Annotated in this window: 12 protein-coding genes; 8 read left to right on the forward strand and 4 right to left on the reverse strand. The window is 61.6% G+C overall.

Translation table 11 applies throughout. The features are described from left to right. The first annotated feature begins 431 nt into the window (after positions 1 to 431). The 3 genes from C476_RS19020 to C476_RS14945 all read left to right on the forward strand — a co-directional run bounded on the left by C476_RS19020 (position 432) and on the right by C476_RS14945 (position 4,004). The gene (locus tag C476_RS19020; RefSeq protein WP_169319060.1) at positions 432 to 593 is read left to right on the forward strand and encodes a hypothetical protein; all 162 of its coding nucleotides are present in this window, start codon (positions 432 to 434) and stop codon (positions 591 to 593) included. A gap of 185 nt (positions 594 to 778) precedes the next feature. Beyond that, on the forward strand, positions 779 to 2,647 hold the full coding sequence (gene gatE / locus C476_RS14940) for a Glu-tRNA(Gln) amidotransferase subunit GatE (RefSeq protein WP_008014427.1): 1,869 nt from the start codon (positions 779 to 781) through the stop codon (positions 2,645 to 2,647). Positions 2,648 to 2,921: 274 nt separating this feature from the next. Beyond that, positions 2,922 to 4,004: a DUF1214 domain-containing protein gene (locus C476_RS14945; protein WP_152418222.1), complete on the forward strand. Its 1,083-nt coding sequence runs from the start codon at positions 2,922 to 2,924 to the stop codon at positions 4,002 to 4,004. A gap of 36 nt (positions 4,005 to 4,040) precedes the next feature. On the opposite strand, the gene C476_RS14950 is transcribed toward C476_RS14945, so the two are convergent. Then, on the reverse strand, positions 4,041 to 4,523 hold the full coding sequence (locus C476_RS14950) for an Lrp/AsnC family transcriptional regulator (RefSeq protein ID WP_008014430.1): 483 nt from the start codon (positions 4,521 to 4,523) through the stop codon (positions 4,041 to 4,043). Positions 4,524 to 4,703: 180 nt separating this feature from the next. On the opposite strand from C476_RS14950, the gene C476_RS14955 reads away from it, so the two are divergent. Both C476_RS14955 and C476_RS14960 read left to right on the forward strand, forming a co-directional pair. Further along, complete coding sequence (locus tag C476_RS14955) at positions 4,704 to 5,657, forward strand: DMT family transporter (protein ID WP_049911932.1); 954 nt, start codon at positions 4,704 to 4,706, stop codon at positions 5,655 to 5,657. A gap of 208 nt (positions 5,658 to 5,865) precedes the next feature. Then, positions 5,866 to 6,525 carry an HTH domain-containing protein gene (locus C476_RS14960; protein ID WP_008014434.1) on the forward strand — a complete coding sequence of 220 codons (660 nt, stop codon included), beginning with the start codon at positions 5,866 to 5,868 and terminating at the stop codon, positions 6,523 to 6,525. A gap of 27 nt (positions 6,526 to 6,552) precedes the next feature. On the opposite strand, the gene C476_RS14965 is transcribed toward C476_RS14960, so the two are convergent. Together C476_RS14965 and C476_RS14970 are read right to left on the reverse strand one after the other, a co-directional pair. Next, positions 6,553 to 7,608, reverse strand: coding sequence for a hypothetical protein (locus C476_RS14965; RefSeq protein ID WP_008014436.1), 1,056 nt, complete (start codon positions 7,606 to 7,608; stop codon positions 6,553 to 6,555). A gap of 55 nt (positions 7,609 to 7,663) precedes the next feature. Continuing rightward, the gene (locus C476_RS14970) at positions 7,664 to 8,437 is read right to left on the reverse strand and encodes an RNA methyltransferase (RefSeq protein WP_008014437.1); all 774 of its coding nucleotides are present in this window, start codon (positions 8,435 to 8,437) and stop codon (positions 7,664 to 7,666) included. Positions 8,438 to 9,459: 1,022 nt separating this feature from the next. Here C476_RS14970 and C476_RS14975 point away from each other — a divergent pair. The 3 genes from C476_RS14975 to C476_RS14985 all read left to right on the forward strand — a co-directional run bounded on the left by C476_RS14975 (position 9,460) and on the right by C476_RS14985 (position 12,911). Continuing rightward, positions 9,460 to 10,689, forward strand: coding sequence for a Cdc6/Cdc18 family protein (locus tag C476_RS14975; RefSeq protein WP_008014438.1), 1,230 nt, complete (start codon positions 9,460 to 9,462; stop codon positions 10,687 to 10,689). 123 nt (positions 10,690 to 10,812) lie between these two features. Next, positions 10,813 to 12,006 (forward strand): dihydropteroate synthase, encoded by a 1,194-nt coding sequence (gene folP, locus C476_RS14980; protein ID WP_008014439.1) that lies wholly within the window; start codon positions 10,813 to 10,815, stop codon positions 12,004 to 12,006. Between the two features lie 200 nt (positions 12,007 to 12,206). Next, entirely contained in the window at positions 12,207 to 12,911 is a 705-nt protein-coding gene (locus tag C476_RS14985) for a 6-hydroxymethylpterin diphosphokinase MptE-like protein (protein ID WP_008014440.1), read from the forward strand. A 29-nt stretch (positions 12,912 to 12,940) separates the two neighbouring features. On the opposite strand, the gene C476_RS14990 is transcribed toward C476_RS14985, so the two are convergent. Continuing rightward, on the reverse strand, positions 12,941 to 13,126 hold the full coding sequence (locus C476_RS14990; protein ID WP_049911933.1) for a hypothetical protein: 186 nt from the start codon (positions 13,124 to 13,126) through the stop codon (positions 12,941 to 12,943). Positions 13,127 to 13,298: the final 172 nt, after the last annotated feature.

Consider the following 13,298-nt stretch of genomic DNA (forward strand, 5'->3'; position numbering starts at 1 on the left):
CGCTCAGAGATGTGTATAAGAGACAGGTACAGCGCCTGTTGTGAGCGCGCAGTGGACGCGACGCTCGAGGGAATCTGCGAGGCGGTTGCCGACGCGACAGCAGGTGGCTCGTCATCGCAGCAGTCGGTTGACTCGATCGACGCCAACGACTGAGGCGGTCTGCTGTACCGATTTACCGGCGTATCCGCAGGACGGGTCGTGGATACGCCGGACATGAGATAGTAGCATGAACCCCTTGTTCAGCAAAACTCGTGACGAGCGGTAAGTACAGATGACACAGTTTCCATTGTATCAGTGAACAAAGCCAGCAGTCAGATTGCGAACATTGTATCCGAGAATTGTTTGGTTGTTATGACAAATTCACCATTCTTGACAAGAGATGCTGGACGGCTGTCCCCTTTGTTGAATACACTTGATGTAGACGATAGCGTATGGAAGACGAACCTAAAACACACATCGACAATCCGGAACAACTCTGCGAGACAATAGCTGAAATTGTAGATGTGCTTGAAGAGAGCGAAACGATTGGAGAAGAGCAAGCATCTAAATTACGATCCAAGATCTACCGCTCGATAGACACTACTAAAGAATAGGTCAAATAAATTGCTCACTTCAATACTGACACGTACAGTCAGACATCTGTCCTCCATATAGGGTACCGCTCAGTTCGCACCTGTAGTTACCGAATCGGACTTTTGATTATGACCGGCGGTATGACACTGCCATCCCGCAAGCGGACTGGACGGTTTTTTACCCCTCCGCCTCCGAGTGGCCGCCAATGACCGAGTACGATTACGAGGCCCTCGGACTCGTCGCCGGGCTGGAGATCCACCAGCAACTCGACACGGCGACGAAGCTGTTCTGCCAGTGTCCGACCGACCTCCGCGAACCAGCGGCGGCGACGCGGTCGTTCACGCGCTATCTCCACCCCACCCGGAGCGAACTGGGCGAACTCGACGACGCCGCCGTCGAGGAGAGCATGGTCGAACGCGAGTTCGAATATCTCGCCTACGACTCGACTTGTCTCGTCGAGGAAGACGACGAGCCACCCCACGAACTCGACGACGAAGCCCTCGAGACGGTCCTCGAGATCGCCCAGCTGATGGACATGAACCCGGTCGATCAGGCTCACGTCATGCGCAAGATCGTCGTCGATGGCTCGAACACGAGCGGCTTCCAGCGCTCGTCGCTGATCGCCACCGACGGTGAAATCGAGACCAGCGACGGGGCCGTCGGGATCGAGGATCTGATGCTCGAGGAGGAAAGCGCCCAGCGCGTCGAAGAAACCGACGACGGAGTGCGCTACAGCCTCGACCGACTCGGCATCCCGCTGGTCGAAATCGGCACCCGTCCAGACATTTCGACGCCCGAGCAGGCACTCGAGGCGGCCGAACGGATCGGGATGCTGTTGCGCTCGACGGGCAAGGTCAAACGCGGCCTGGGGACGATTCGCCAGGACGTCAACGTCTCGATCGAAGAGGGTGCGCGCGTCGAGATCAAGGGCGTCCAGAGCCTCGACGACATCGACGACATCGTCCGCAATGAGGTCGGCCGGCAGGCCGAACTCGTCGAGATCCGTGACGAACTCGAAGCGCGCGAGGCGTCGGTCGGCGACACGCAGGACGTGACTGAAGTCTTCGAGGACACCGACAGCGGCGTTATCCAGGGCGCGCTGAATTCGGGCGGCTCCGTGATGGCGGTCCCGCTCTACGGCTTCGACGGCCTCGTCGGTCGCGAAATCGCGCCCGACCGCCGCCTCGGTACCGAGTTCTCGGATCACGCCAAGCGCCACGGTGCAGGCGGGATCTTCCACACCGACGAACTCCCCGCCTACGGCGTCACTGACGAAGAGGTCGCGGCCCTGCGCGATGCGGTCGGTGTCGATCCCGAGGACGCCGTTGCGATCGTTGCCGACGAGACCGAAATCGCCGAGAACGCCATCGAAGCCGTCGCCGACCGGGCCGCGACCGCGCTCGAGGGCGTCCCCGAGGAGACCCGCGGCGCGAACGACGACGGGACCACCCGCTACCTCCGTCCCCTTCCGGGGGCGGCGCGGATGTACCCCGAGACGGACGTGCCGCCGGTCGAACCGGACCCGAGCGACGTGCCCGAACCCGAACTCCTCACTGCAAAGGTCGAGCGCTATCAGGACGAGTACGATCTCGGCGAAGGGCTGGCCGAACAGGTCGCCTACGGGAAGTACATGCCGCTATTCGAGGATATCGTTGCCGACGGTGTCGATCCGACGCTGGCTGCGACGACGCTCGAGTCGACGCTGACCGAACTCCGGCGCGACGACGTTCCCGTCGAGGCGCTTACCCGCGAGCACATCGAGGACGTCCTCGAGATGGCCGACGACGGTGACCTGCCAAACGAGGGCGTGCCGGACCTGCTGACGGTGCTGGCCGAGGAGCCCGAACAGACGGCCGAGGCGGCAGCCGAAGACGCCGGACTCGGCGGTGCCGACGAGGACGAGGTCCGCGAGGCAGTCGTCGAGGTCGTCGAGCGCAACGAGTCGCAAGTCGAAGACGAGGGCATGCAGGCGTTTTCCGGGCTCATGGGAGAGTGCATGGGTGCGCTCCGTGGCAAGGCAGACGGTGACCTGGTGAGCCAACTGCTGCGCGAAGAGATTCAGAAACGCGCCTAACAGGCGTCGATACCGCGACTCTTTTATTGGCGCGGTGTTCGCGACGCGCCGCGACAGGGACAGCGCGGGGAGCCAGCGTAGTGAGCGAAGTGATTATCATTCGGATATCATTCCCATCCTATCAAGAGGGTTCAGAACAGTCGCGTCTTCGTATTATGTGGAGCGCTGGTGTGTGACCCGTTGAGTCGTCCGCACGGCCGCTGTGGGCGCTCGGAGAGATATGGGAATGTGCAACGAGACACAACACACGAGGGACGAATCGGACTCCGAATCGATGCGAACGACGCGCCGAACCGCGCTTCGTGGGACTGGTCTCGCCGGCGTGCTCGCGCTGGGCGTCGGCAGCACCACTGCGAGCCAGGACGTCTCGGAGGCGACCACCCACCAAACCCGAACCGAGACAACCGACGACGAGTCCGTTCCAGTAACGTGGGAGAATTACACCCGCGCAGAGTCGGACACGTACTTTGCGCGCTACGCCGAACTGGGCGGATTCGGCGAGTTCTATCACATCCGAGAGCCAGTCCCCATCGACCAGCAGGATGTCATCCAGATGAATCGTGATACGCTCTACTCGGCTGGCGTCTTCGATCTGACGGAGCCAGTCACCGTCACCCAACCGGACACCGGTGACCGCTACCAGTTGCTGATCGTCATCAATCAAGATCACTACGTGAAGGGGTCGTCCACGACTGCCGGCGAATACACGCTGACACAGGACGAAGTCGGGACACGGTACTGTCTGGTCCTGATCCGCACGTTGGTCGATCCGAACGATCCGGACGACATCGAGGCCGTTCATGCCATCCAGGACGGGCTCACGGCGAGTCAACGATCGCCCGGAACGTTCGAGATTCCCAACTGGGATCAGGAGTCGCTCGAGGAAATCCGCAATGCGCTCATCACGGTCGGAGAGACGATGGAGGACTCCCGGGGCGTGTGGGGCGACGTCGACGAGGTCGATCCCGTCAAGCACTACCTCGGCACCGCGGTCGGCTGGGGCGGCAGTCCGGAGACGGACGAGTTCGTCCTCTGGCGAACGCCCGAACGGAACGACGGCGACACGCCGTACACGCTCACCGTCGAAGACGTCCCCGTCGACGGGTACTGGTCGGTCACCGTCTACAACAGCGACTGGTACCTCGAGGAAAACGAGTACGACGCGTACGCGATCAACGACGTGACCGCAGAGCGAGACGATGACGGCAGCGTCACGATTCACTTCGGCGGCGCTCCCGACCAGCCGAACTTCCTCTATACGCCGGCGGGGTGGAACTACACGGTTCGGCTCTACGAGCCGCGCGAGGAGATCCTCGACGGGAGCTATCAGTTCCCCGAAGCAGAGCCCCTCGAGTGAGAGACGCGGCGCGCTCGGGAGGGTTCACGCTGTTCGTCAGGTATCGACTAACTCCTCGAGCAGCGTCTCGAGACTGTAGCTCTGTAAGGCGTCCCGTTCTTCGATCGTCGAGATGACGAACGTCGAGACGGTCCGGTCGACACCCTCGAGCTGTTCGAACTCGGCGATCAGTCGCTCGACCATCTCGCTGCCGCTCAGTCGCGCGATGACGATGAAATCCGTCTCACCCATCGTGAAGTAGACGTTCGTGACGCCTTCGACGGTCAGGAGCCGATCCGCGAACTCCTCGTAGGACCCTTGGTAGTCGGCGTGGATCTCGACCAGCACGGTGACGCCGAGGCCGAGTTCCTCGAGATCGATCTCGTAGCGGTCGTTTGCGATGATCCCTTCCTCGCGGAGATTGTTGAGCCGATAGTGAATCGTCGAGACCGGGATACCGGTCGCCTCGTGGAGCTGTTCGGGGCTGCCGGTCTCGAGTTCGGCGATCGCCTTGAGCAAGCGCACGTCGCGGTCGTCCATACGACGGCGTCGGACGGCAGTCAATATGTGTCTTCCGACCGATGTAATTGGAGAAATCTACAAGACTAACTCCTGCTATAGTTCACCCTTCGGATGATATTCGTATGTGTGATTTGTAATTCGGGAATTCGCGATTGCTTGTAGAAGCATCTAAATAGAACAGTTGTTTCCGAACCGTGTATGACTATGATCGGTTCAGTGCCAGATGGGTACCGCGATGCGGTGCTCTTTTCGATCCTCGCGCTCTGCTGGGGCAGTTCGTTCGTCGCGATCGAGATCGGCCTCGAGTACGTGCCGCCGCTGCTGTTCGCCGGGCTTCGCTACGCGATCGCGGGCGTGATTGTCTTTGGATACGCGGCTGTCGCGGCCGATCGTACGCGACCACGAGGGAAGGCGGAGTGGCTAGCCGTCACGGTCGCCGGCGTCTTCGTCATCGCGCTCTATCACGGGCTGTTGTACCTCGGCGAACTGTACGTCTCGGGGGCTGTAGCAGCGACCGTTGTCAGCACAGCACCGATTCTGACGGCAGCGTTCGCCGGCGTCATCCTCCCGTCGGAACGGCTCGCACCCGCTGGCGTCGTCGGCTTCGTGCTTGGGCTCGGTGGCGTGATCGCGATCGTCCAGCCCTCACCCGACGCGCTCGCGGGTGAGGTCACTGTGGGTGCGACGCTCGTGTTCGCCTCCGCGGTCGCGTTCGCTCTCGGCAGCGTCCTCGTTCGGCCGATCGACGCGGCAGCGCTGCCGCTCGAGACGCTCCAGGCGTGGGCGATGCTCATCGGCGCGGGTGTGTTGTTGGGGTGGTCGTCTCTGCGCGGCGAATCGATCGCAGCGGTCGAGCTGACCGCCGAGATGCTGCTCTCGTTTGGCTACCTGACGATCATCTCCGGCGTGTTCGCCTTCTTGCTCTACTTCGAACTGCTCGAGCGAAGCGGTGCGACACAGGTCATCCTCGTCAGCTACGCCGAGCCGGTCGTTGCGATGGGCGTCAGCTGGCTCGCGCTGGGACATGTCGTCGACTCACTGACGCTCGTCGGGCTGGTGACGATCCTCGCCGGCTTCGCCGTCATCAAACGCCGGGCGCTCCGGTCGTTGCTCCGCTCGCTTCTCGAGGAGCGGTCGGCTACGACCTCGTGAAGACGTTCAGCGTGCGTCAGCGACGTCGCTCCGCAGCCGGCAGATCTGCTTCAGGCTTTGATGGACTGACTGTTCTGAGCGGCACCCGATATATCGCCCACAGAATCGTGTGGATTGTTACTATTAGTCTATTTTGAAGCGTGAAACCTCGAATACCTGCACTGGCGGAAACATTTATCAGCACGCACGTTGGCCGATTGCATGACCAATGTCCGAGACGCGAGATTCCGAGACCACGGCGCTTACAGCGGTTTGTCACGTGCGCGCACCGTTACTGCTCGAGCCGATCGACGAGCAGATCGAGACGCTGCAGGCCTGTGAGTCCGAGGACGCGATCGACGAGTTGCTCCTACGCAGTTGGCCCCAGGAAGTCGCTCTCACCGATGAGAGCCCGTATCAGGAGGTCATCGACACCTACGAACGGTTCGCCCAGTGGGCCGACGGCCGCGGCGTGAGCATTCGGCCGCCGTTCCGGGAGCGGTCGACGACGTCACAGGTGACCGGCAAGACGCGAGACCGGCTGGTGACGCCGCTACTGTGTCTCGAGGTGTACGCCGACGACGAACTGGTCGGTGTGTTCCCACACACGGACGAGCAAACCGAGGAGACGTACACGACCGACGAGGCGATCGCCACGCTCAGAACCGGCGAGGTGCCGGAACCGCTCGGCTCGGTCACACGCGAGGACACGCGCGCGTCTGCGACGAATACGTGTCCCGACTGTGGCGGGACGCTGGTCGACGGCCAAGGACTGTTCGCCTGCAGTGACTGTGGGTGGATCGGAACCATCACCGAAACCGGACGATACGAGCCACAGCCGGTTGAACTCACGAACGAGCGTGACCCGTCACCCGTCGCGACCCGGTAATCAGCGCGTCAGGACGACCGCACGCAATCACTCGCGAGCGAACTCCCCGCCGTACTCGGCGTCGACCGTCACTGTCGTCTCGGCGCGGTTGACTGTGGCTGTGTTCGCTTCCGTTCCCAGCGAGGACTCGAGTTTTCCTTTATCGACCAACTCGTCACTGCTGTAGCTGACGGTAGCGCGTGCGGTTGCGGTATCGCTACCGGTGATCGAAAGGTTCTGATGGACGCCGTATGCGCCCTCGAACGCACCGAATTCGAACTGTAATCCGTTCTCAGTGCTCGTCTGATCGTCCGAGAGCGTCCCCGGCGCGAACGTGTCGTTCGCTGTGTAGAGACAGCAGGCGATACCACTGTTTTCGCCGGCACGAAGCAGTTGCTCGAAGTCACCGTCGGCCTCGTGTTTCGGTGTTCGGTCGCCGGCTGCTGTCGCGACTGTTCGCTCGACGGCGGCTACCGGGTCGAACGACGAGTCGGCCGCGTTGGGATACGAGTATGCGTAGACAGTCTCCGAGACACCAACGACCGCATCGCTTCCGCTGTCAGCATAGACAGCGTATCCGTCGGACTCAGTCTCGAGGGTGTATCCAGCAGCCTCGAGATCGGTTGCAATGCCGTCGCGATCGTACGAGCCCACGAGCGCGTACACGCCGTCGGCATAGACGAACTGTTCCTCTCCGTTGGCGGTCTCGTTGTTCTCGTTGTATGCGTTGAAACCGGCCGAGGTACGGAGCTGTCTGATCCCGAACCAACTGAGGAGCGCGACGACGACAGGGTTACCGACGAGTGGGTCCGTCGGCTCTTTGCCCGCCTCGGCACCCTGGTCTTCGAGCAGGGTCGACATCGTCCCGACGTCGATCGCTCCATAGAAGTGCGCCGGTTGATCGGTCGTCGGCAGCATCGAAGCGTACGGAGGGAGCGTCCCCGCAGCCGAGTTCGTGTTCCCACTGTCGGCGGTATCTGTGCTATTGTTATTTCCAGTACCGTTCCCGTTGCCGTTTCCGCCGGACGACGACGAGCAACCGGCGAGAAGCGCCATTCCGCCAGCGAGCAATCCGAGCGCGTTTCGGCGACGAATGTCAGTCATCCTGTGGTGATGGTCACTGAATCCGTATTATTGTACTGACTGGCGAGACGTCGTATCACACACTGTCACTGTCTTCGGCCGGCCGTTCGGTTGCCCGACGGAGAATTCCAAGCAGAGTATTTGCCTCGCGTTCGGTCACGTCGGCCCGACCGAATACCCGTCGGACCATCCGCATCGTCTTGTCGTGTTTCTCCGCGGGGTGGTTGAGTTCCTCGAGGAGGTCGCTCCACTGGTCGTAGAGCCGATCGACAGTCGGCTCGGGGGCGCGGACGCGCTCGACGTCGGGCAACTGCGTCTCGTCGAGGGTCAGCGATCGGAGTTCGTAGAGCGTGATCGTCGCGGCCTGCCCGAGGTTGAGGACGGGATAGTCGGCGTTTGCCGGGATCGAGCAGATTTCGTCGATCCGAGCGAGTTCCTCGTTCGTCAGGCCGACGCGTTCGCGGCCAAAGACGAGCGCGGTCGGTGCCTCGACAGTTGGGAGCCGGTCGGCGAGGTCTGCGGGCGTCGAATAGGGGAATCGAACGTGGCTGTTGTCGTCTTCGTTCGTCACCGCCGTACAGCCGATCGTATGATAATTCTCCACGAGGTGGTCGAAACTGATCTCGTCGGCGTTCGGAAGCACGTCCTCGCGTGCGTGGCCGGCGAAGCCGTAGGCCTCGCCGTCGGGATCGAGTTCGGGCGGGTCGACGAGCAGGAGGTCCTCGAAGCCGAAGTTCTTCATCGCGCGGGCAATGGTGCCGACGTTGCCGGGCGACTGTGCGTCGACGACCGCAACCGCTGGCGGCGTTCGACTCGCAGGTGGCTCGGCTGATGGTGAATCGTCGGTCATTGGGACGAAGGTGAGACGAACTCGAGATGAGTCGGTGCAGTCAGGTCGCCAAACGAGTCGCTGGGAGACGGCGATCGTGACTGAAACGCTGTGGCCGTCGGAGTCATAGCCGAGATTCGGAGTGGGATCGCAAAAAGAGACGCGCTCGCGGTCCGATGGTGAGATGACCGACGATGAGGTAGCGATGGCTGTCGAGAATCGACTTCTCTATGTTTCTAGAGAGGAGAGCTAGATAGACTAGTATTATACTAGTACCATGGTTATATTAGAAATATTACCAGTACTATCACTATATTAGTGCTATGGTAGTTGGATAGCGTGACCAGGATTCACCGGCCTGATTATGTTAGAACTGTGATTTTACTAGTACTATACTAGTATGAGAATACTCTGTCGTAGCTGTTCTTGTCTTGCGTCGTAAAACGACGGGGGACACTAGCGAATGTATTTCCGACCGGAGAGCGCTCAGAACGGGGTAGAACTCGTGTATCGGCTCTGAGAACGGAGTGTGAGAGGGACACACCCCCCTCGCGTTTGTAACGCCATATCCGTGTGTCGGTTCTGATTGTGAACACACCAGTATCGCGGATGTAAATCCGGTCCAAAACCGGTGTTTTCTTCCGGATATTCGGCGATCAATCTCGACCACCCCCACCCTCACGGCGTTACAAACGCGAGGGGGGTGTGTCCCCGGTCGATAATCGATAGATCAGTCACTCGAGTCGCTCTCGAGTGAGATTTCGACGGTCGCTGCAGGATTCTGTCCGTAGCTGTCGGACGGGATCGTGAAGCCGAAACCCAAGCCAACGTGTCGCTGACCGGGTCGAGCATCCGAGCCTTACACTCGCGATGGGGGTGGGGGTGGCCACCGCGAGCGGTTAGAAGCGCGAGGGCGGCGGTTCGAGCGGCTCTCAGGGATACGGCTATGAATGCCACGTTACGACGCTCTGACGGCTGGTTTACACTCGCGAGCGATCTCCACAGCTTTATTTCAGTCCAGTTGAAAGGGGCGGAGTAACGCAATGTCCGCCAACGACGATCGAGACCCGCTCTTTCGGTACGACGATCCGGTCTTTGCCGACGAGCGTCTGCTCGAGATCACGCACCTGCCCGGTCCGGATCGGATCGTTGGGCGTGACGAGCAGATGCAACGGGTTGCGGACGCCCTGAATCCGGCGATCTTCGGGAGCGAACCCAACCACCTGTTCATCTTCGGCAAGACTGGGACCGGCAAATCGCTCATCTCACGGTCGGTCACCCAGCGCGTTATCACGGAAGCCGAACACGACGACGTCACCGTAAAGTACGCCTTCATCGACTGTGGCGAACAGAACACGGAAGCGTCGATCGTCAAGACGATCGCCCAACTCGTCAACGACCCCGACGAGAGCGGAATCACCGTTCCCGACCGCGGCCTGGGTACCGGCGATTACTACAAGCGCCTCTGGCAGGCCGTCGACCACTGCACTGACGTCACCATCGTCATTTTAGACGAGATCGACATGCTCGAGGACGACGAGGTCCTCCGCAAACTGTCGCGAGCCGGCGAGAACCGACGGATTTCGGACTCGAGCATCGGCATCATCGGCATCTCGAACAAGATCGATTTCCCCGATCACCTCTCCGAACGCGTCAAGTCAAGCCTTTCGCGGGACGAACTCGTCTTTTCGCCGTACGATGCGAATCAACTCGTCGAAATCTTAGAGAAACGCCGTGACGCCTTCCACGACGGGGTGCTCTCCGATGACGTAATTCCGCTGACAGCCGCGCTCGCAGCCCAGGAACACGGTGACGCGCGCAAGGCGATCGATATCCTCCGCAACGCCGGTCGGATCGCCAAGAAGCGAAACGAGTCTCAGGTCACGGCCGACCACGTCCGCGACGCCAAAGAGAAGACCGAAGCCGACCGCTTCAACGAACTCATCGAGGGCTCCCCCCAGCAGGCCAAGGCGATCCTCTACTCGCTGACGCTGCTGACCGAAAACAGCTCGGAAAAGGAGTTCCCGACAAAGATCATCTACAACCAGTACAAGGAAGTCGCCCGCCAGCTCGATTTCGACGTCCTCTCCGAACGCCGGGTCCAGGAGATACTGCAGGAACAGAACTTCCTCAACGTGATCCAGTCCGAACGCGAAGGCCGCGGGCGCGGCCGCGGCGCACACGCGAAACACCGCCTGCTCGAGAACCCCTCGATCGTCAAGAAAGTGCTCCTGCGGGACTCACGACTGGCCGTCTTGGAAGACGACGAGTAGCCCATTGGCTGCCGGTTTTTCGTTTTCCACGGTGTTGGTCTCGGCTTCCCGATCCAGCCGACGTGAGCGAGCACCGTTCGCCGGAACCACGATACCTTTTGGCGTCGCTTCCACAGACGGGATATGGACAGCGTCGACGCCGCCGGACTGGGGATCGGTGACGAGTATCCGCCCCGGATCATGGGTGTGTTGAACATCAGCGAAGAGTCGCCGTACGATCCGAGTGTCTACGACGACCCCGGCGAGGCGGCCCAGTACGTCGACGAGGAACTGATCGGCGAAGGGGCCGACATCGTCGATATCGGCCTCGAGTCGGCCAACAAACGCTTCGACGTGCTCTCGGCCGAGGCAGAACTCGAGCGACTCCATCTCGCGCTCGAGACGATCGAAAGCGTCTCCGGGGATGCGATCTTCTCGATCGAGACCCGCTATGCAGCGGTTGCCGACGAGGCCCTCTCGCAGGGCTTTGACATGGTCAACGACATCTGTGGCTTCGCCGATCCGGAGCTGCCCACCGTCTGTGAGGACCACGATGCCGCGGTCGCGAAGATGGCGAGCCCGCCGAATATCGAGCGGCCGGGTGCCGTCGAGGAGACTAACTGGGCCGCCCGGAAATCGCCTGCGTGGGCTGCAGATGCTGACTACGTCGATCAGGTCTACGAAGCACTGAAACAGAACGGCCTGACCGACAAGACGATCATCGACCCCGCCTTTGGCGGCTGGAGCGAGGCCCAGACGCTTGCCGACGACCGCGAGACGTTCCGTCGACTGCGGGAGTTTCGCGCACTCGAGCGACCGATGCTGGTCTCGATCAACCGGAAGAACTTCCTCGGCGAGATCGCCGGCCGCGAGACCGACGAGCGACTGCCGGTCAGTCTCGCGGCGACGTCGATGGCCGTCGAGCGCGGCGCACACGTGATCCGGACCCACGACGTGGCTGAGACGCGGGACGCGGCCCTGATCGGGAAGGCGTTTACAGAGCGCGCGAGCGCAACCGCAGACAGGATCACGATCTCACAACTGGACGTCCACTCCACCCGCGAGTTCCGAACGCAACTCCGCGAGCGCGGCGTCGATCCAGCGGTGGCCGACGACTGGCAGGCCCACCTGCTCGAGGTCGATGGGCTCGATCCTGATGCGAGCGACCGGCTTGCGGCTGTCGCGGCTGACCAGGGTGCGGTCGTCAGACGAACGGCTGACGGGACGTGCTTGCTCGTGGGATCAACAGCCGACGTTTCCGGCGTTGCTGGCGAGCTATCGGGTGAAAACAGCCGTCTCGGGGAGTTCGCTGAAAAGCTGTCAGGACTGCTGCGTTAAGAGAAAGCTTATGCCGGAGGGTTGAAAATGAGCGAGTGGACGCCGGGTAGCCTCCCGGGTAGGGGTACTTTGGAGGTGACCCCCGGCCCACAACACGGAATTATTGTGGCACTACGTTGCCCAGTGACGACTGGATCCGTTCTTGGGAGTCAGTCGAGACCGAACACACAAACCCGTCCAGCGCCGAACACGAGCCGACTATGGAGTTCGACGAGTGGGAACCGGTCTACGAGGCGATCTTGGACGATTTCGGCTACGACCGGGCCGGCGACGAGCGCGGGCGTGATCTCCTCGCGTCGCTGCTCGAGACGTCGCTTGACCCCGCTGATCTCTCGAGCATCCGTGACGCAACTGTCGCCGTCGCCGGTGCCGGCCCCTCACTCGAGACCGAGCAGGCTCTCGAGCGAGCGCGCGCGGCCGACGCCGTCGTCGCCGCCTCGACCGCCGTCGACACCCTCGCAAGCCATGGGATCGAGGTCGACTGCATGGTGACCGACCTCGACAAGAATCCCGATACTGTCGTGGACCTCACCGAACGGGGCGTTCCGGTCGCGGTCCACACCCACGGCGACAATCTCGACGCGATCCGTGCGGTTGTCCCCAACTGTGACGCTGCAACCGTCCTCCCGACAACGCAGGCCGCGCCTCGCGGGCCAGTCAGAAACTACGGCGGCTTCACCGACGGCGACCGCGCGGCGTTTCTGGCGGACCACCTCGGCGCTGCACGCCTCACGTTCGTCGGCTGGGATTTTGACGACCCGACAGTCGACGCGGCGAAAGCCCGCAAACTCGAGTGGGCCGAGCGACTGCTCGTCTGGCTCGAGTCGCGCCGCGGCGAGCGCTTTGGGGTACTCGACGGTCGGCGAGACGAGATCGATACCGACGCCATCCCGATCTCAGAGTAATTACGCCGCTGCAGCGCCGATCACGGACGTCACTGAATCCGATACTCGACGATATCGCTGCTGCCACAGGCCGGACACGTCGACACGGACTCGAGCGTGGTCCCACAGCGTCGACACTCTTCGATAACCGTTCGGTCGTCCGTCCGGAACAGAACCGTCTCGAGCGCTTTCCGCACTGTCGACTGCGTCGTGGTACCGTTCTCTCGACTCCTCATGACTGGCCAGTTGTGAATATCACAATTCGTTATTGTCTCGTTAGACGAACTGACACGAGATTCGATACCGATGCGACGCGGTAATCGCCACCTACGACCTCGTGCTCCCTTAGTCGCCCTGTTCGATCCCGGAGACGAAACCGCCGGCTCGAGAGGACGGCTCGCGCGAGGA

The sequence above is a fragment of the Natrinema limicola JCM 13563 genome, from assembly GCF_000337475.1.
Taxonomy (GTDB): domain Archaea; phylum Halobacteriota; class Halobacteria; order Halobacteriales; family Natrialbaceae; genus Natrinema; species Natrinema limicola.

Coding starts and splice junctions, on each gene's coding strand:
- C476_RS14965 (WP_008014436.1), bottom strand. CDS start 7,608: ATGACTGACATTCGTCGCCGAAACGCGCTCGGATTGCTCGCTGGCGGA.
- C476_RS14945 (WP_152418222.1), top strand. CDS start 2,922: ATGCGAACGACGCGCCGAACCGCGCTTCGTGGGACTGGTCTCGCCGGC.
- C476_RS14960 (WP_008014434.1), top strand. CDS start 5,866: ATGTCCGAGACGCGAGATTCCGAGACCACGGCGCTTACAGCGGTTTGT.
- C476_RS14970 (WP_008014437.1), bottom strand. CDS start 8,437: ATGACCGACGATTCACCATCAGCCGAGCCACCTGCGAGTCGAACGCCG.
- C476_RS14985 (WP_008014440.1), top strand. CDS start 12,207: ATGGAGTTCGACGAGTGGGAACCGGTCTACGAGGCGATCTTGGACGAT.
- C476_RS14975 (WP_008014438.1), top strand. CDS start 9,460: ATGTCCGCCAACGACGATCGAGACCCGCTCTTTCGGTACGACGATCCG.
- C476_RS14990 (WP_049911933.1), bottom strand. CDS start 13,126: ATGAGGAGTCGAGAGAACGGTACCACGACGCAGTCGACAGTGCGGAAA.
- gatE (WP_008014427.1), top strand. CDS start 779: ATGACCGAGTACGATTACGAGGCCCTCGGACTCGTCGCCGGGCTGGAG.
- folP (WP_008014439.1), top strand. CDS start 10,813: ATGGACAGCGTCGACGCCGCCGGACTGGGGATCGGTGACGAGTATCCG.
- C476_RS19020 (WP_169319060.1), top strand. CDS start 432: ATGGAAGACGAACCTAAAACACACATCGACAATCCGGAACAACTCTGC.
- C476_RS14955 (WP_049911932.1), top strand. CDS start 4,704: ATGACTATGATCGGTTCAGTGCCAGATGGGTACCGCGATGCGGTGCTC.
- C476_RS14950 (WP_008014430.1), bottom strand. CDS start 4,523: ATGGACGACCGCGACGTGCGCTTGCTCAAGGCGATCGCCGAACTCGAG.